Source organism: Gordonia oleivorans (genome assembly GCF_040044975.1).
Taxonomy (GTDB): Bacteria; Actinomycetota; Actinomycetes; order Mycobacteriales; family Mycobacteriaceae; genus Gordonia; species Gordonia oleivorans.
Map to the genome: position 1 here is coordinate 22017 of NZ_JBDZDI010000024.1, position 17382 is coordinate 39398.

Annotated in this window: 16 protein-coding genes; 7 read left to right on the forward strand and 9 right to left on the reverse strand. The window is 68.2% G+C overall.

What is annotated here, in order from left to right; translation table 11 throughout:
- Positions 1 to 6: 6 nt before the first annotated feature.
- Genes ABLE92_RS22725 through ABLE92_RS22740 form a run of 4 tightly spaced genes read right to left on the reverse strand, consistent with a single transcriptional unit; the run spans position 7 to position 7039 of the window.
- The gene (locus tag ABLE92_RS22725; protein ID WP_348807064.1) at positions 7 to 1200 is read right to left on the reverse strand and encodes a M24 family metallopeptidase; all 1194 of its coding nucleotides are present in this window, start codon (positions 1198 to 1200) and stop codon (positions 7 to 9) included.
- Positions 1201 to 2700, reverse strand: coding sequence for an NAD-dependent succinate-semialdehyde dehydrogenase (locus ABLE92_RS22730; RefSeq protein WP_348807065.1), 1500 nt, complete (start codon positions 2698 to 2700; stop codon positions 1201 to 1203).
- A complete protein-coding gene (locus tag ABLE92_RS22735) occupies positions 2697 to 5732 on the reverse strand; it encodes an FAD-binding and (Fe-S)-binding domain-containing protein (protein ID WP_348807066.1) in 3036 nt (1011 codons plus the stop codon). The genes ABLE92_RS22730 and ABLE92_RS22735 overlap by 4 nt, the downstream gene beginning before the upstream one ends.
- Complete coding sequence (locus ABLE92_RS22740) at positions 5729 to 7039, reverse strand: aspartate aminotransferase family protein (protein ID WP_348807067.1); 1311 nt, start codon at positions 7037 to 7039, stop codon at positions 5729 to 5731. The genes ABLE92_RS22735 and ABLE92_RS22740 overlap by 4 nt, the downstream gene beginning before the upstream one ends.
- 94 nt (positions 7040 to 7133) lie before the next feature.
- Between ABLE92_RS22740 and ABLE92_RS22745 the strand changes: the two genes are divergently transcribed.
- Positions 7134 to 7697: a hypothetical protein gene (locus ABLE92_RS22745; RefSeq protein WP_348807068.1), complete on the forward strand. Its 564-nt coding sequence runs from the start codon at positions 7134 to 7136 to the stop codon at positions 7695 to 7697.
- A gap of 100 nt (positions 7698 to 7797) precedes the next feature.
- Positions 7798 to 8364, forward strand: a complete 567-nt coding sequence (locus ABLE92_RS22750) for a hypothetical protein (protein ID WP_348807069.1) — start codon at positions 7798 to 7800, stop codon at positions 8362 to 8364.
- Between the two features lie 97 nt (positions 8365 to 8461).
- On the opposite strand, the gene ABLE92_RS22755 is transcribed toward ABLE92_RS22750, so the two are convergent.
- Both ABLE92_RS22755 and ABLE92_RS22760 read right to left on the reverse strand, forming a co-directional pair.
- Positions 8462 to 8905 carry a MarR family winged helix-turn-helix transcriptional regulator gene (locus ABLE92_RS22755; RefSeq protein ID WP_348807070.1) on the reverse strand — a complete coding sequence of 148 codons (444 nt, stop codon included), beginning with the start codon at positions 8903 to 8905 and terminating at the stop codon, positions 8462 to 8464.
- The gene (locus ABLE92_RS22760; RefSeq protein WP_348807071.1) at positions 8902 to 9510 is read right to left on the reverse strand and encodes a DJ-1/PfpI family protein; all 609 of its coding nucleotides are present in this window, start codon (positions 9508 to 9510) and stop codon (positions 8902 to 8904) included. Before ABLE92_RS22760 ends, ABLE92_RS22755 begins: the two co-directional genes overlap by 4 nt.
- A 117-nt stretch (positions 9511 to 9627) precedes the next feature.
- Between ABLE92_RS22760 and ABLE92_RS22765 the strand changes: the two genes are divergently transcribed.
- From ABLE92_RS22765 to ABLE92_RS22785, 5 genes are all read left to right on the forward strand, one after another.
- Positions 9628 to 10638: a D-2-hydroxyacid dehydrogenase gene (locus ABLE92_RS22765; RefSeq protein ID WP_348807072.1), complete on the forward strand. Its 1011-nt coding sequence runs from the start codon at positions 9628 to 9630 to the stop codon at positions 10636 to 10638.
- A gap of 16 nt (positions 10639 to 10654) precedes the next feature.
- Positions 10655 to 11674: a TtfA family protein gene (locus tag ABLE92_RS22770; protein ID WP_348807073.1), complete on the forward strand. Its 1020-nt coding sequence runs from the start codon at positions 10655 to 10657 to the stop codon at positions 11672 to 11674.
- Positions 11675 to 11720: 46 nt separating this feature from the next.
- Positions 11721 to 12287, forward strand: coding sequence for an orotate phosphoribosyltransferase (gene pyrE, locus ABLE92_RS22775; protein WP_348807074.1), 567 nt, complete (start codon positions 11721 to 11723; stop codon positions 12285 to 12287).
- A 5-nt stretch (positions 12288 to 12292) separates the two neighbouring features.
- Positions 12293 to 12982, forward strand: a complete 690-nt coding sequence (locus ABLE92_RS22780) for a TrmH family RNA methyltransferase (RefSeq protein WP_348807075.1) — start codon at positions 12293 to 12295, stop codon at positions 12980 to 12982.
- Between the two features lie 408 nt (positions 12983 to 13390).
- On the forward strand, positions 13391 to 14533 hold the full coding sequence (locus tag ABLE92_RS22785) for an acid phosphatase (protein ID WP_348807076.1): 1143 nt from the start codon (positions 13391 to 13393) through the stop codon (positions 14531 to 14533).
- A 90-nt stretch (positions 14534 to 14623) separates the two neighbouring features.
- On the opposite strand, the gene ABLE92_RS22790 is transcribed toward ABLE92_RS22785, so the two are convergent.
- Genes ABLE92_RS22790 through ABLE92_RS22800 form a run of 3 tightly spaced genes read right to left on the reverse strand, consistent with a single transcriptional unit; the run spans position 14624 to position 17329 of the window.
- Complete coding sequence (locus ABLE92_RS22790; protein WP_348807077.1) at positions 14624 to 15355, reverse strand: maleylpyruvate isomerase family mycothiol-dependent enzyme; 732 nt, start codon at positions 15353 to 15355, stop codon at positions 14624 to 14626.
- A 10-nt stretch (positions 15356 to 15365) separates the two neighbouring features.
- Positions 15366 to 16184, reverse strand: coding sequence for a fumarylacetoacetate hydrolase family protein (locus tag ABLE92_RS22795; protein ID WP_348807078.1), 819 nt, complete (start codon positions 16182 to 16184; stop codon positions 15366 to 15368).
- 44 nt (positions 16185 to 16228) lie between these two features.
- On the reverse strand, positions 16229 to 17329 hold the full coding sequence (locus tag ABLE92_RS22800) for a cupin domain-containing protein (RefSeq protein ID WP_348807079.1): 1101 nt from the start codon (positions 17327 to 17329) through the stop codon (positions 16229 to 16231).
- Positions 17330 to 17382 lie beyond the last annotated feature (53 nt).

Consider the following 17382-nt stretch of genomic DNA (forward strand, 5'->3'; position numbering starts at 1 on the left):
GGCATCTCACTTCTGGATGAGTTCGCGGGGGAAGCCGGTGAACGTCTCGACACCGGTCGGGCTCACCCGAACCGACTCCGACAGCTCGAAACCGTAGTTCTCCATCCACATTCCGCAGATGATGTGAAAGGTCATGTTGGTCTCCAGGATCGTCTCGTCCTCGGTGCGGATACTGATGGTGCGCTCACCCCAATCCGGCGGATACCCGATTCCGATGGAATAGCCGAGACGAGAGGGCTTTTCGAGACCGTACTTGGCCAGCGTCCAGTTCCAGGTGGAGGCGAGTTCCCGGGTGGCCACCCCGGGGCGGATGGCGTCGAGGACATTGTTGAGGCCTTCGGCGGTGGCCTGCGCGACGTAGTCGAGATCCTTCGACGGCGTGCCGAGCGCGACCGTGCGGGCCAGCGGGCAGTGATACCGGTTGTGTGCGCCGGTGAGTTCGATGACGACGGCCTCGTTGTTCGCGAAAGTGCCCTGATGCCAGGTGAGATGCGGGGTGTCGGCGGCGGCGCCGGTCGGCATCATCGGGACGATCGCCGGATAGTCACCACCGAAGTCCTCGGTCCCGGTGATCTGTGCCTGCGAAATGGCCGCCGCCGCATCGCATTGCCGCACCCCGACGTCGACGGTGTCGATGGCGGCGCGCATCGCCTCCGAACACACCATCCCGGCCTGCCGCATCAACTGGATCTCCGCGTCGGACTTCACCGATCGCACCCAGTTGACGAGTTCGAAGCCGTCGACGAGTTTCCACTCCGGGATCGCGTTGTACAGCGCGCGGTACGCCTTGGGCGTGAAGTAGTGCGAATCCATCTCCAGGCCAACCGATCCCGCACGCGACGCCGGAGCGATCAGATGACGCTGCCGCAACGCCCACGCCACCCAGTCGAACGGATGCACATGCGGTCGATGCACATAGCTCTCCGGATAGCCGACGATCTGCTCCTCCGGCAGCCACGTCGTGCGATGTGCGCCATGGGCATCCATCTCGCGGGCGAAGAACACCAGCTCACCCTCGATGGGGACGAACAGCATCTGCGGGGTGTAGAAGGACCACGCGTTGTAGCCGATGAGGTAGAACAGGTTCGCCGGTTCGGTGACGATGAGCGCCGAGAGCCCCTGCTGATCCATACGTTCCCGCACGCGGGTCAGTCGGTCGGCGTACTCGCTGTCGGTGAACAGCTGGGTTCCGAGATACACCTAACGCTTCCTCTGCCGTATCGGGGTGGATGTGTACTTGACGTCGAGGAACTCTTCGATCCCGAGCCGACCGCCCTCGCGGCCGAGCCCGGACTGCTTGACACCCCCGAACGGGGCGGCCGGGTTGGAGACGAGGCCGGTATTCAGTCCGACCATACCCACTTCGAGCGCATCGGCAATCTCGGCGAGGCGGTCGGCGTCGGCGGAGCAGACATAACCGACAAGACCCCACGGGGTGGCATTGGCCATGCCGATCACGGTGTCGTCGGCGTCGGTGCCGTCGCCGTCGAACGGGATCAGCGCCGCGACCGGACCGAAGATCTCGGTGCGCATCAACTCGGCGTCGCCGCTCACACCGGTCAGCACGGTCGGCGGATAGAAGTGTCCGGGACCATCGACAGGAATACCGCCACAACGGATTTCGGCGCCACGATCGACCGCGTCGGTGACGAGCCGCTCCACCTTGGCAACGGCCTTCGCTTCGACCAGTGGACCCACCTGCGTGCCGTCGGCGGCGCCGTCGCCGATCGTCAGGGCGCGCATTCGCTGGGTGAGTCCGTCGGCGAACTCGTCGAAGATGCTGCGGTGGACGAAGATTCGATTGGCTGCGGTGCAAGCCTGCCCCATGTTGCGCATCTTGGCGACCATCACGGCGTCGAGCGCGCGGTCGATGTCGGCGTCATCGCAGACGATGAACGGTGCGTTGCCACCCAACTCCATCGAGGTGCGCATCACATGGTCGGCGGCTTGCGCGATGAGGAGTTTGCCGACCTCGGTGGAGCCGGTGAAACTGACCTTGCGGGCCAGGCCCGAACTCATCCAGGCGCCGACGACGTCGGCGGGATCGGTGGTGGTCACGACGTTGAGAACGCCGTCGGGGAGTCCGGCGTCGCGCAGCACCTCGGCGAGCAGGAGGGAGGTGAGGGGCGTGAGCTCGGCGGGTTTGAACACCATCGTGCATCCCGCGGCGATGGCCGGGCCGATCTTGCGGGTTCCCATCGCGAGCGGGAAGTTCCAGGGAGTGATGAGCACGCACGGGCCGACGGGACGTCGGGTGACGACGATCCGGTTGCCGCCGTCACCGGTCGTGGTCGCATCGCCGGGGATACGGACCGCTTCTTCGGCGAACCACCGGAAGAACTCCGCAGCGTAGGTTACCTCACCGCGGGCCTCGGCGAGGGGCTTACCCATCTCGGCGGTCATCACCGCGGCGAACTCGTCGGCGCGGTCGGTGATGAGTTGATAGGCGCGGTAGAGGATTTCGCTGCGGTGGCGGGGACTCGTCGTCGCCCACCGGGCCTGGTGTGCGGCCGCGGCTCGCAGGGCGACCATCGCGTCATCGGCGTCGGCATCGGCGACGGTGGTCAGGATCTCGCCGGTGGCGGGATTCTCGACGTCGAATCGGCGACCCGACGCGGCGGGCGTCGACCGGCCGTCGATCAGCAGATCGGTGGGGATACCGTCGATCGCCGGGTGTGTGCGGGATTCGGTGGTGGTCATGGGTGCCTCCGGGGTGGGTGGGCGCTGTCAACGGGGAATCGGGCGCTGTCAACGGGTGCGCGGGCGCTGTCAACGGGGAATCGGGCGCTGTCAACGGTTTTCGGTGGTGGCGCGAGGATCTCGGCGAGGTGAGTGCCGGTGGCCGAGATCAGGGGATCGGTGGCGGCGAGGTGATCGACGGCCATGGCACAGCTGAACCCGTCGGTGATCACCGGGTTTCGTGGATCGGTACGCAAGGCCGGTGCGAGGGCCTGCTCGGCCACCTGGCGGCTGACCTCGTAGTGGCCGCGTTCGAAACCGAAATTGCCCGCCACGCCGCAGCATCCGTCGGCGGTGTGGACGGTCAGACCCAGGCTGCGCAGCGCGGCCGCGCCGGTCGACGCCCCGAACGTGGCGTACTCATGGCAGTGGGTCTGCAGCGTCACCGACTCGGGTAGGCCCTCGGGGGTGAATCCCGCCTCGATCAACCGCGGGAGGAATGCGGCGACGCTGTGGACCCGCGCCGCCACCCGATGCGCGGCCGGGGAGTCGACGAGTTCGGGGAGATCCGTGCGCAGTGCCGAGGCGCAACTCGGTTCGGGTACGACGATGGGGCGGTCGGTACCGTCGTCAAGGGCATCGGCGGTGCGGGCGAGAACCTTTCGGGCGTGGGTGAGCTGCCCGGTGGAGATCCAGGTCAGGCCGCAGCAGACGTCACTGCGGGTACCCACCGCGTCGCCGGTGGCGCCGAGGAGACGGGCGGTGGCGGCGGCCACCTGCGGCCGGAATGCGCGGGTGAAGGTGTCGACGAGGAGGATGGTGTCGCTGTGCGGGTCCGGGGCGGTCAATCCGTCGAGGGATTCCCGCACCCGGCGTCGGGTGGCGAATGCGGGCATGGCTCGGCGGGCATCGACGCCGGCGAGCCGTGAGGCGACCCGCTGGACCGGGCGAATGTGCAGAAAGCGGTTGATGATCGGTGCGGTCGCGGTGGCGGCGGGAAGCCACGCGGGCATCCATCCCAGCGAGTAGTGCGATGCGGGACGCAGTCGTCTCCGGTAGTGCTGATGCAGGAACTCCGACTTGTAGGACGCCATGTCGACGCCGGTCGGGCAGTCCGAGGAGCACGCCTTGCAGGACAGGCACAGGTCGAGGGCCTCGGCCACATCGTCGGACCGCCAACCGGATTGGATGTCGGGGGCGGTGCGCACCATCTCCTGGAGCACCCGGGCCCGGCCGCGGGTGGAGTCCTTCTCGTCGCGGGTGGCCCGATACGACGGACACATCACGCCGCCGCTGGAGCTGCGGCACCGTCCGACGCCGATACATCCCTGGACGGCATGGATGAAGGGATCGAGTGTCGTTGGCGGCGTGGATGAGTCGTCGGTGTCCGACCACGGCCGATTGCTCACGTCGGCCAACGCGAGATTCGCGGTGATCGGCGCGGGATCGACGATGGCCGTGGGGTTCAGGATGCCGTCGGGGTCCCAGACCCTCTTGAACTCACCGAATGCGGTGAGCATGGCCTGCGAGTACATGATGGGCAGCAACTCGGACCGGGCACGTCCGTCACCGTGCTCGCCGGACAGGGAACCGCCATGGGCGACGACGAGTCGTGCTGCGGCCGTGCAGAATCGGCGCATCGTGTCCCGCCCGTCGGCGGTACGGAGGTCGAAGGTGATGCGCACGTGCATGCAGCCGGCGCCGAAGTGGCCGTACATCACCCCGGTGAGGCGATACTCGTCGAGCAGTGATTGGAAGTCGACGAGGTAGTCGGCGAGCCGGTCGGGGGCGACGGCCGCGTCCTCCCAGCCGGGCCAGGATTCATAGGCCGTTGCGGCGGTGGTGTCGTCCTCGGGTGGGCTGTCGGCTGTGCTGTCGGTGACCAGGCGCGCCGACAATCCCGCTCCGTCCTCGCGGATGCGCCACAGGGACTTTCGGGTCAACGGATCGTCGACGAGGACGGCATCGACCATCCGGCCCTGCGCGGTGAGGTGCTCGAGCAGTCGTTTGCTGGTCGACGCCACATCGGGTTCGGATATGGCCCGGGCACTGTGGTCGTCGAGGTCGATGAACAACCACGACTGCCCGTCGGGCAGACCCGTGATGGTGTCGGGTCCGCGTCGGGCCGCCATGGTGGTGACGATGGCGTGATCGATCCCCTCGATCGCGGACGGTTCGAACGGCAGGATCGCCGGCACGTCGCGGGCGGCGTCGGCGACGGAACGGTAACCGACGCAGAGTAATTGCTGCGACGTCGCGGCCGGTACGAGTCGCACGGTGGCGGCCACCACGATTGCGCAGCCGCCCTCGCTGCCGACGAGTGCACGGGCGACGTCGAACCCGTTCTCCGGCAACAGGTGTGCGAGGTGGTATCCGGATACCTGTCGAGAGATGGTCTCGAGTTCGGTGCGCAGGGGTGCGAGATTGCGTGCGATGAGCTCGCGCATCGACTCGGTGAGGTCGGCGGCGCGTGCCGTGGCGGCGGCGTCGCCGGGCCGGGTGGCGGCCAAACCCGTTCGGGTGGCGGTGATCCGCAGGCCGTCGGCGGTGACGAGGTCCAGTGACAACACGTGGTCACTGGTACGTCCGTACCGGACGGAGTGGTTGCCGCAGGCATCGTTGCCGATCGCTCCGCCGATGGTGGCCCGGGACGCCGACGACGGATCGGGCGCGAAGGTGAGGGCACCGTCGGTGGCGTGTCCGACCGCGGTGGCGAGTTCGGCGAGGATGACGCCGGCGTCGGCGGTGGCGGTGCGTGCGTCGGCGTCGATCGTGCTGACCGTGGTCAGGTGACGCGAGAGGTCGAGGACGATCCCGGCGCCGATCGCGTTGCCTGCCATGGAGGTTCCGCCGCCGCGGGCGACGATGGGGACCCGGTGGCGATGACACAGAAGCGCGACGGTCGCCACCTCGTCGGCGCTGCGGGGGAACACCACCGCCAGGGGTGGGACACGGTAATTGGAGGCGTCGTAGGAGTATTCGGCGCGTCGGCGTGATGAGTCGTCGACGGACAGACCGTGCGCGGCGAGGTCGGCGAGGACGGGCGAGCTCATCCGCCCAGCGCTCGTGCGCCCAGCGCCGATTCCAGTGCGGCGGTGAAACGGTCGACGCCGGTGGCGATCTCGTCCTCGGTGACCACCAGCGCCGGGATCAGGCGGACCACGTTGCCGGCCGGCCCGCAGGTGAGGGTGAGCAGGCCGTGTTCGGTGGTGGCCTGCTGGACGGCCAGGGCGGCTGCCGGATCGGGGACGGTGCGTTCCCCGTCGCGGGTGACGAACTCGACCCCGACCATCAGTCCGAGTCCGCGGACGTCACCGACAGTGTCGAAAGGTGCGGTGGCGCTCCGGATTCCGTCGATCAACTGTTGCCCGCGTACCCGGGCGTTCTCGACGAGGCCTTCGTCGTCGATGACGTCGAGGGTGGCGATGGCGGCTGCCGCGGCGACCGCATTGCCGCCGTAGGTACCACCCTGCGAACCCGGCCATGCCTTGCTCATCACCTCGGTGGGAGCGGCGATCGCCGAGATCGGGAAGCCGGAGGCGAGTCCCTTGGCGGTGATGAGGATGTCGGGGATGAGGCCGTCGGCGTGCTGGTGTCCCCAGAACCTGCCGGTGCGGCCGAAGCCCGCCTGCACCTCGTCGACGATCAGCAGGATGCCGTGTGCGTCGGCACGTTCACGCAGGCCGTGCAGGAATCGAGGCGGGGTGGGCAGGTAGCCACCGTCGCCGAGGACGGGTTCGATGAGAAATGCGGCGGTGTCATTGGGGGCGACGCGCGAGGTGAGCAGGTAGTCGAGTTCGGCGAGCGCGAAGTCGACGGTGGTCTCGACGTCCCACCCGTATCGGTAGGCGTAGGGGAAGGGCGCCATGTGCACACCGCCCATCAGCGGGGAGAAGCCGGCCGAGAATCGGGTTCCGGCGCTGGTCAGACTGGCCGCGGCGACGGTGCGTCCGTGGAATCCGCCTTGGAAGACGATGATGTTGGGCCGTCCGGTGGCCATCCGGGCCAGGCGGATGGAGGCCTCGACGGCCTCCGAGCCGGAGTTGGCGTAGAAGACCGAGTCGAGTCCGGGTGGGAGGACTCCGCCGAGCCGTTCGGTGAGTTCCAGTAGCGGCGTATGCATCACCGTCGTGTACTGAGCGTGAATCACCTTGGCGCACTGCGCTTGTGCCGCGGCGACGACGCGTGGGTGGCAGTGTCCGGTGCTGGTCACGCCGATTCCGGTGGTGAAGTCGAGGTAATCCCTGCCGTCGGTGCCGTGAATCCACGAACCCTGCGCGTGATCGACCACGACCGGCGTGGCCTGTTTGAGGATCGGCGACAACGATGCGGTCTGGGTGCGGGGTGCCACGGCGGTCATGGGTCCACCGTGAGGCCTCATCGTCGGATTGTCAACAATTAGACACCGCGTCTGCCGTGCTCGAGGGAAGGTGCGGCGTGATCAGATGGCGGTCATGGGTGATACGAAGGTCGACATCGTGGACATCGAGGTCCGGGGTGAGGTGGACGTCGTGGCTGTTCACGACCGGATGCGCGAGTGGCTCCTGGACCGCGGCGTCATCCGTGATGAGCGGGACAGTGCGCTCGGCGGCGGGGTGCTCTGGCTGCCGGGACCGGCCGCCACGACGACCGTCGACCTCGACCCGGGTCGTGAGATGTGGTCCGAGGGTGTCGAATTCGTCAGCGCGCGGCAGGTGTTCAGCCCGGTCGAGCTGGTGGGGCGGGCCGCGCGGTGTCCGCGCTGCGGTGGCGAGGAGGACTGCGACGCCTGGCAGGCCAGGTCTTGGGACGTGTTCAACGAGTGGTGGGATTCCGATGGTGTCGACCTTCTCCCGTGCGCTCGGTGCGGTGCCGACCTGCGCGTGAGTGACTGGGAGTGGGTGGACGGGGAACGCTGGGCACTCGGCGAGTTCGCCATCAGCTTCTGGAACTGGTGGCAGCCGCTGTCCGAGGAGTTCGTCGCCGACCTGACGCGCGAACTCGGTCATGAGACGTGCGTGATCTCGGTGCGGATGTGATCACTCTGATCTCCGTTGACGGCGCCCGGATTCCGTTGACGGCGCCCGGATGTGTATCCGGCGTCGGGCGCGCAGGACCGATCCGTGATCGGATTGACCGGTGAGTGATACCAGTGTCGACATCGTGGACCTCGACGTCGGGGGCGAGGGTGACGTGGCGGCTCTCTACGAACGCATGCGGGAATGGCTCCTGGGCCGCGGTGTCATCGTCGACGAGCGGACCGATGCGCTCGGTGGCGGGGCGCTCTGGCTACCCGGATCGGGCGCCGCAACTACGGTGCACCTTGACCCGGGCTGTGACATGGAGGCCGAAGGCATCGAGTTCGTCACCGAACGCCGGGTGTTCCATCCGGGTGAGAATGTGGGGACCGCAGCACGGTGCCCTCGCTGCGGTTGCGAAGTCGACCTCGACGACTGGGTTGCGCAGGCATCGGAGATGTTCACCGAGTGGCTGGAATCGCCCGAAGCCGTCGACTCGCTGCCCTGTCCCGGGTGTGGTGCGGTACTGCGCACGAGTGACTGGGAGTGGGCCGACGGCGAACGGTGGGCGCTCGGCGAGTTCGCGATCAGGTTCTGGACGTGGTGGTGGCCGCTGTCCGAGGACTTCGTGGCCGACCTGACGCGCGAACTCGGTCATGAGACGTGCGTGATCGCGGTGCGGATCTGATCACTCGTCACCTGGGGGACCGACGCATCCGGCTTCGGGGCGCTGTCAACGAGATTCAGGGCGCTGTCAACGGAATTGAGAGCGCTGTCAGCGGGATTCAGGGCGCTGTCAACGCGGCCGAGAGTGCTTCGAGTGCTTCGAGTGCGGCCTGCCATCGTTGCTCGCCGAGTCGCTCGGCGAGCGCGTCTGCGGCGGCACTGTGCTGCGGGTTGATCCGTCGTACCGCGGCGATCCCGGCGTCGGTGGGTGCGACGAGTTTGGCGCGAACGTGGGCGGGATTGTCCCGGTACGCGATCAGGCCGTCGGCGGCGAGGATGTCGGCGGTGCGCTGCACGCTCTGACGGGTGATGCCCATGGCGCGGGCGATGTCGGACACGGTGAGCGGACGTTCCAGGACGGCACCGAGCACCTGCCACCGAGTCGCGGTCAGGCCGGCCGGGCGGGCCAGTTCCTCGGCGAGAGCGAGGAACTGGCCGTTGAGTCGGAACGCCGTCAGTGCCGACCGGCTCAAGAGTTCCTGATGAGAAGGCTGCTCTCTCATTGCTGACCCGCCAGCCGATAGAAGCCGGACGGATCGCGGTGGCCGTAGAGCTGGTACCAGGCGTCGAGGACGGCTTCGTCGTAGATCCGTAACTGCGCGAAGATCTCTCGCGCGAACTCCACCGGCGCGACGGCGGCCGCGGTGATGACGCCGCGTCCGGTGACGGCGGGAGCGTCGACGTAGTGGCCGGCTCCTCGATATCCGGTCGGCGCGAGCTGCTCGGCGGCGTTGGAGGTGTGAGCGCGGTCGTCGAGGAGTCCGCCGCGTGCCAATCCGATGGTGGCGCCGCAGATCCCGGCGACGGGAACGTCGGCGGAGACCCATCGCCGTGCGGCTTCGACGAAGTCGTCATTGTCGCTCTCCCAGGTTTGCGCGCCGGGCAGCACCAGCATGGCGCTGTCGGTGGGGTCGACCTCGGGCAGTGCGATGTCCGGGACCATCCGGATGCCACCGAGCGTTGTGATCGGGTCGGTGGACGCGCCGACCGTGACGATCCGGAATTCGCCTGGTGTGAGCTGGAATTCAGGGTTGTTGATGCCGGCGGCGACGTAGCCGTATTCCCAGTCGGCCAGGGTGTCGTAGAGGGCGAGGTGGACGGTGGGCACGGGGAGCTCCGATCTCTGAGGTGGGCGCTCCTCCATAATGACAGAAAGCTGTCAATATGACAATGTTCTGTCAATGTACCCGAACGGGGGATCTCCGCGGCCGGTAGCGTGGGGCGCATGGCTGCACCCGATCCGGTGGTGGTCCTGCTCGGTTCGCCCGATGCGCCACCCCCTCCCAACCTGGCCGAACTGGAGAAACTCGCCGTCATCCGGCACGCCACCGCCGACGACCTGGGCACTGCTTTGCCGGGCGCCGACGCCCTCGTGCTCTGGGACTACTTCTCCCGGGCGCTGCGCGAGAACTGGGCCGCCGCCGACTCGCTGCGGTGGATACACGTGTGCGCGGCCGGAGTGGACTCGTTGCTGTTCGACGATCTGGTCGCCTCCGATGTCGTGGTGACCAATGCGCACGGCGCCTTCGACCGCCCCATCGCCGAGTTCGTCCTGGCCTCGATCCTGGCCCGCGACAAACGGTTACACGAATCCAAGGAACTGCAGCGGAAACACCGGTGGCAGCATCGTGAAGGTCACATGACCACCGGCAGCTCCGCGCTGGTCATCGGCACCGGCGGTATCGGCCGCGAGATCGCACGGTTGCTGCGAGCGGTCGGCGTCGAGGTGACCGGCGCAGGCCGGCGCTCCCGGACCGGGGACCCCGACTTCGGTATGGTCCGCGAGTCCGCAGCGCTGACCGATTACGTGGGAGAGTTCGACACCGTCGTTGTGATCGCACCCTTCACCGCCGAGACCGAGAACATGATCGACGCCGACGTGCTGGCCGCGATGCATCCCGACGCGCACCTCGTCAACGTCGGCCGCGGCGCACTCGTCGACGAGGCCGCCCTGATCGAGGCGCTGCGCACCGGGCAACTGGGCGCGGCGTCGCTGGATGTGTTCGTCACCGAACCGCTGCCCGCCGACAGCCCGCTCTGGGATATGGACAACGTGTCCATATCTGCGCACATGAGTGGCGACGTGGCGGGCTGGCGTGACGTGATCGCCGCACAAATCCTCGACAACCTGCGGCGATACGCCGACGATCCCGATGCGCAACTGTCGGCGACGCTGAACAACGTCGTCGACAAGGGGCGCGGATACGTCGTGCCGGGCGATCCGCCGACCGCCTGACGTACTCTGTAGCGCGATGACCACCATCGTCTACTTCGTGATCGCCGCCATCGCACTGGCCGGTGCGGTGTTTCTGCTGTGGCTGGATCGCCGGCGTTCCTCGGTCACGCGGCATCAACGCGCCATCTGGGGCGACGAGCACGACTTCAAGTTCCGTGAATCCGACTCCAAGCTGCGAACGGTGTTCCGCCGCGCGACCATGAACGTCCCCGGCCACATCGCAGTCCAGAACGTGGCCTACGGGCACTACGGCGGCGCCGAGGCAGTGGTGTTCGACCTCGCCGAGACCGCGACGGTGATCGCCGTCCGAAGGTCCACGCCGTCGAGCGTTGTCGTCGACCTGCGCCACGAGGATGTTCTCGCGCCCGCCGAGGACGACGTCGAACTGCTCGGCGCGATGGGATCGCGGGTGATGTTCTCCAACAACCTCGACGCCGCGCGCCGCGTCTGCGACCGCCGCATGGTCGCGCTGGCCACCAAGGCACCCACCTACGTCGAGGTGCTGTGGAACGAGGGGAACTGGGCGCTGGGGTCGATCCCGCTGACCGATGACCCGGCCGAACTGGACACGGCCCTGGAGGTCGTGCGTCGATTCGCCGACCTGCTGCGGGTGCTGCCGCCGCTGCGGGAGCCGCAGGACGCGCCGGACCCGCGGGATCCGCACGGCCCGACCCGGGCCGAGCTGGCCGACGAGAAGACCGACCACATGCGGGACAAGAATCGTCGCGCCCGCCTCGAGGCCGCGGCCCGCGAGGACGGCGCCGACGGGGCGGCGCCGCCCACCCTGCTGAGCAAGCGTCCCGACGGGGCGCGGGGCGGCGGTCCGGCCGAACGCCCGCCGGCCCCGCGTCGGGCCCGGCGCGACGTCGGTGCCGACCTCGATCCCGGCTTCGATCCCACCGGTTTCGATCCCGTGGACGCCGACCTCGACTTCGATGACGAGCCACCCGCACCGGAGACCCGTATCGCCCCACGCGCGACGCGCACCGGCCCCAGCGAGATGCCGGTGCGACGCAACCGCCACCGGCGTCAGTGATCTCCGGTCGCGACCCGATCAGTTCAGCAAGAGAGTGAGTTCGCCCGTGTCTGCGCCCACCCCCCAGCCCACCGTCGACGCCGCCGACCGTGACGTTCTCGCCGCCCTGGTCACCGACCTGTCGGTGGTTCACGGGCGGGTGACGTTGTCCTCGGGTAAGGAAGCCGACTACTACGTCGATCTGCGCCGGGCGACCCTGCATCATCAGGCGTCCCCGCTGATCGGCACCCTGATGCGGCAGCTGACCGCCGACTGGGATTTCGACGCGGTCGGCGGGCTGACACTGGGTGCCGATCCCGTGGCCACCGCGATCATGCACGCACCGGGCCGCGCCATCGATGCCTTCGTCGTGCGCAAGGCCGCCAAGGCGCACGGTATGCAGCGTCGGATCGAAGGACCCGACATCGTCGGCAAGCGGGTACTCGTCGTCGAGGACACCTCCACGACCGGCGCGTCACCGTCGACGGCCGTCGAGGCCGCCCGTGAGGCCGGCGCGACCGTGGTCGGCGTGGCGACGGTGGTCGACCGCGCGACCGGCGCCGATGCCGTCATCGAGGCGTTGGGTGTGCCCTACCGTTCACTGCTCAGCCTGGCCGATCTCGGCCTCGCCTGAGGTCGGTGACACCGGAAACGGCGTCGGGTCCGGGTGAGCCCGGCCCCACCGAATGGCAGTCGGCGTCGACCCCACCCGTCGGGGTGGGCCCCTGGTCGGCCGAACATGACGGCCCGATCCCCGACGATCCCCGCTACGACCGGGAACTCCTTGCCGACGGTGACACCCGCAATGTGGTTGACGCCTACCGCTATTGGACGCGGGAGGCAATCGTCGCCGACATCGACGCCCGCCGCCACCCGTTCCACGTGGCGATCGAGAACTTCGCCCACGACGCCAACATCGGCACGGTGGTGCGCACCGCCAACGCCTTTGCCGCCGCAGCGGTGCACATCGTCGGACGGCGACGCTGGAACCGCCGGGGCGCCATGGTGACCGATCGCTATCAGCATCTCGAACACCACGACACCGTCGCCGACCTCATCACCTGGGCTCGGGAGCGTGGCCTGGCGATCGTCGCCGTCGACAACACACCCGGCGCGGTGCCGCTCGAGACCGCTGATCTGCCCCGCGAATGCGTCCTGCTGTTCGGGCAGGAAGGCCCCGGGGTGAGCGCCGATGCACAGTCGCGGGCCGACCTGACGGTGTCGATCGCCCAGTTCGGATCCACTCGCAGCATCAATGCCGGTGTGGCAGCGGGCATTGCGATGCACGCGTGGATTCGGCAGCACGCCGATCTCGGGCAGGCGTGGTGATGGCAGTTCGTCGACGGTCCGGATGATGCGCGGATACTCGTAGGCCGCCCGCCGATTCTTCGCGAGCCGCGGATCTCGTCCTCGCCCGATGACATTGCGCTTGACGCCGGCGACGGGCCGGCCGACCGATCCGGCCTCACGGGGGATCGGCATGGTTGACGGAGGCCACCGGGGAGGCATCGATGCAGGGTCGAGGTGTCATGTCGGTCATCGGGTTGCTCCCATCGAGAAGACCGACGAGATCTGGCAGCGCGTCGAGGCCGGGGACATCGATCTCGGGTGAGTGATCCGACCGGGGTGACCGGACGGCAAACATCGGATGAACGGACCCGCCTGGGGCCGCGATTCTGCTCACCGGCCACCTGTCCGTCTTGCCCGAGTGTATGTGCATGCGCGAGAGTGTTTCCCATGCATGTCCCGTCGCTGTCGATGCGTATCCGTACTGTCCTGGTCTCGTTGGTCGTCGTCCTCACCCTCGTCGGCGCGGGTACCGCGCAGGCCGCACCTGCTCCGGCGGCTCCGCCGGCGGGTTTCTCCACCGCACAACTCGTCGGCCCATTTGCCTCGGACGTCCCGCCCGGCGGAACCTACATCCCGATCCTCGACGGCTTCGCGTCGGTGAAGGCCGACCACCCCGAGGTCATCGGTCAGAACCTGTCGACGGTCGTCGCCATCAACAACCACGCCACCGCCGCGCAGCAGGCCGACGCGCTGGCCATCAACTACGACGATCGGATCGTGTCGCTGTCGGAGGCGTTGGGCGCCAAGGTCGGTGCGACCTTCCGTCAACTGCTCACCGAGGGTCGGATCCCCGAGGTGGCCCAGTTGGTCGAGGGTGACACCGCGCGTGCCGGGATTCCGTTGCAGACCACCCTGATCGAGAAGCAGTACTACAACAACCCGCGGCCCTTCGTCGTCGCACCGACACGGATCAAGCGCTACAACCGGCCGGGTTCGGATCTGTACCCCGAACTCGCGAGCAACGGATCGTACCCGTCGGGCCACGCCAGCCAGGGCTACTGGATGGGTGCGCTGCTGGCCTACTGGCTGCCCGAACTCGGACCGCAGATCATCGCCCGATCCGGTGAGATCGGGTATGGCCGAATGGTTCTCGGTGTGCACTATCCGCTCGATGTGATGGGCGGGCGGATCATGGGGCTCGCCGTGGCCGCCGAGCGGTTGGCCGACCCGGCGTTCGCGAGGCTCATTGACAGCGCCGGGGTCCAGTTGCGTACGCGGTTGAGCGCCGCGCTGGGCACCTCCGTCGCGCAGGCCGTCGCCGCGGACACGCCGTATCTGAGCGACACCGCCGCCGTCGCCGAAGCCGATGAGCAGATGACCTGGGGCTTCGCGCGGATCAACCCGAATCAGACCAATACGATCCCGGCGCAGGCCGCCGCGCTTCTGCGTGGCCGGTACCCGAACCTGACCGACGCGCAGCGGCTGGACATCTTGCGTCGCACCGCGATTCCGGCCGGCTACCCCCTCGATCAGAGTGGCGCCAACGGCGGCTGGTTGCGGATCAACCTCGCGGCGGCGCTGGCGGGGTAGCGGACGGCTCGACGTCGGCGAATCTGAGAAAGTGGGGGAAGAGATTTCTTCCCCCACTTTTCGTAGCTCAGCCGGCTTGGCGTCGGTGGTTCACAGCCAGTGCGGCGCAGCGACTTCCGTGGTCGTCTGCACGCCGTCGACGGTGCGCCCGGCCATCCAGCCGACGACGGCCGTCAACTCCCCGCGCACCTCGGTGTGATCACCGGCGAAATCCGGGTCGACGTCGGTGGTGCCTGCCGGTGTGATCAGCCGGAGTTCGGCACCGCTGCCCTTGCGGGCCCAAGCGCCGGCGATGTCGCCGAACAGGTCGAGCAGCACGGCCTCGGGGAAGTCGGCAAAGGAGCCACCCGCGCCGAGATCGATGGTGTGAATCCAAACCTCCCGGGTGCGCATCCACGCGGTCTCCGCGGCCGGAACCGTGCGACCCTGGATGGTCTTGACCTGCGCCTCCCACTTCTCGGCGGGCAGCCGCCGCCATGCCTCGTCGAGACGTGCCGCGGTGTGATCGACGAGGTTGCGCAAGGCCTGCGCGCCCAACGTCGATCCGTCCTCGATCTCCGTGTTGCGTTGTGTGGCCGAGGAATACATCGGTGTCTCGACTCCGGTCGCGGCCCAGGTCATCAGGTTGCACAGGGCTGCGGCGTTGTAGCCGACGTGCGCGACGAGATGCTTGCGTGACCAGCCGGGAAGCAGTGACGGCCCGGCGAGCTCGTCGTCGGAGACGCGTGCCAGGTGCTGCACGAAGTACGCGGTTCCGTTGCGGGCGATGGCCAGTTGCTCGTCGATGGGGAGCTGGTGGAAGCCCGCGATGTCGGCACTCACCGCGCTGACGTTACTTGACAATGGTCTTGTTCCGGACGGTTCCGAGACCCTCGACGGTGACCTCGACGGTCTGGCCGTCGCCGATGTAGCGGGCCGGCTTGCGGGCGTGGCCGACGCCGCCGGTGGTGCCGGTGATGATGACGTCGCCCGGGTTGAGGGTCACGATGTGCGAGATGTATTCGACGAGTTCGGCGGGCTTGAACACCAGGTCATCGGTGGTCGACTCCTGCATGACCTCGCCTTCGAGGCGGGTCTCGATGCGGCTGCCGAGCTGGTAGTCGGTGTCGAGCCACGGCCCGAAACCGCTGGTCTTCTCGAAGTTCTTGCCCTGATCCCACTGCAGGGTGCGGTACTGGTAGTCACGCATCGTGTAGTCGTTGATGACCGAATAGCCGGCGATGTGGTCGGCAGCCGAGGCGGCGGTGACCTGGTAGGCATGCTTGCCGATGACGACGGCCAGTTCGGCCTCCCAATCGAGCTGTGCGGCAGCGTATTCGGGGACGACGACGTCGTCGTACGGGCCCGTGAGGGCCTCGGCGACCTTGAGGAACAGGGTGGGGTACTCCGGTAGGTCGCGGCCCATCTCCACGATGTGCGAGGCGTAGTTCAGTCCGACGCAGAACATCTTGCCGGGGCGGGGGATCACCGGGGCGTGGTCGGCGTCGGCGAGGGGGACGGTGGTGCCGTCGGCGGCCTCGGCGATGTCACGCCAGTTGTCTTGGGCGAGAAGGGCTCCCAGATCGGCGTAGCCATCGATCACGGTTGCGGTGGTCTCGTCGACGCGGGCGGCTGTGGTGGTGCCGGCGAGGCGGAGGGTGGTGAGTTTCATCGGGTGGTGGTCCTTATCGTGGGCGGGGCGGGTGATGGGGTGGGCTACTTCTGGATCTGTGTGCGATCGAAGTGCAGGCGCTCCATGATCGGAGCGTCGGAGAAGGTGAACAGGTCGATGCCGGGATCGGTGGCCAGCGACCAGGGCACCCAGGAGGGGACGACCACGAGGTCGCCGGTGGACAGTTCGCGGCGGTCGTCGCCGATGGTGACCTCGCCTTCGCCGTCGAACACCTGGAAGACGGTGGAGCCGACGTCGCGGCGGGTGGCGGTCTGTGCGCCGGCACGCAGCCGGTGGAACTCGGCGCGGATGGTCGGCATGACGTCGCCCCCGGTGGTCGGGTTGGTGTAGCGGACGGCGGCATGGCCGGGTTCGGTGGTCGAGGCGTAGCCCTCGGTCTCCAGCTCGAGCTGCTGACGCAACGCGGCGTCGGTGTACTCCCAGCGGTAGCACGCGATCGGCGAGCTGACCTTGGCGTCGAGCCCGACCAGCGGACGCAGGCCGGGGTGGCACCACAGGCGTTCGGACCGCGAGACCTCGGGCATCGACTCGTCGGTGACGCCGTCGGAGCCGAACTCGAAGAAGCCGGTGTCGGCGTAGTGGCTGAACGGGATGTCGAGGCCGTCGATCCAGGCCATCGGCTGGTCGGTCTCGTTGTGGTGGCCGTGGAAGTTCCAGCCGGGGGTCAGCAGGAAGTCGCCGCGGCGCATCGCGACCGGGTCGCCGTTGACCACGGTCCACACACCCTCGCCCTCGACGACGAAGCGGAAGGCGTTCTGGCTGTGCCGGTGCTCCGGTGCGGTCTCGCGTGGTCCGAGGTACTGGATGGCTGCCCACAGAGTGGGACTGACGTACGGGCGTCCACCGAGACCGGGGTTGGCCAGCGCGATCGCGCGGCGTTCGCCGCCGCGGCCGACGGGCACCAGCTTGCCGGCCTGCTCGGCCAGGGGGAGGAGCTCGGCCCATCGCCAGACATAGGGGATCGCCCGGGGCGCGGGCGACATCGGCATCAGGTCGCCGATCTGGGTCCACAGCGGGATCAGGTTGGCGGCGTTGAAGTCGGAATACAGGGCGTCGAGGGCCGCGTCCTCTTCGGGGGCGCTGCCATGGGCGGTGTCGGTCCCGCCGGGGGTGGTGGTGGTCATCGCGTTCTCCGTCTGCCTATGGGATGGATCACTGCCCTCGACGGTAGGGGAAG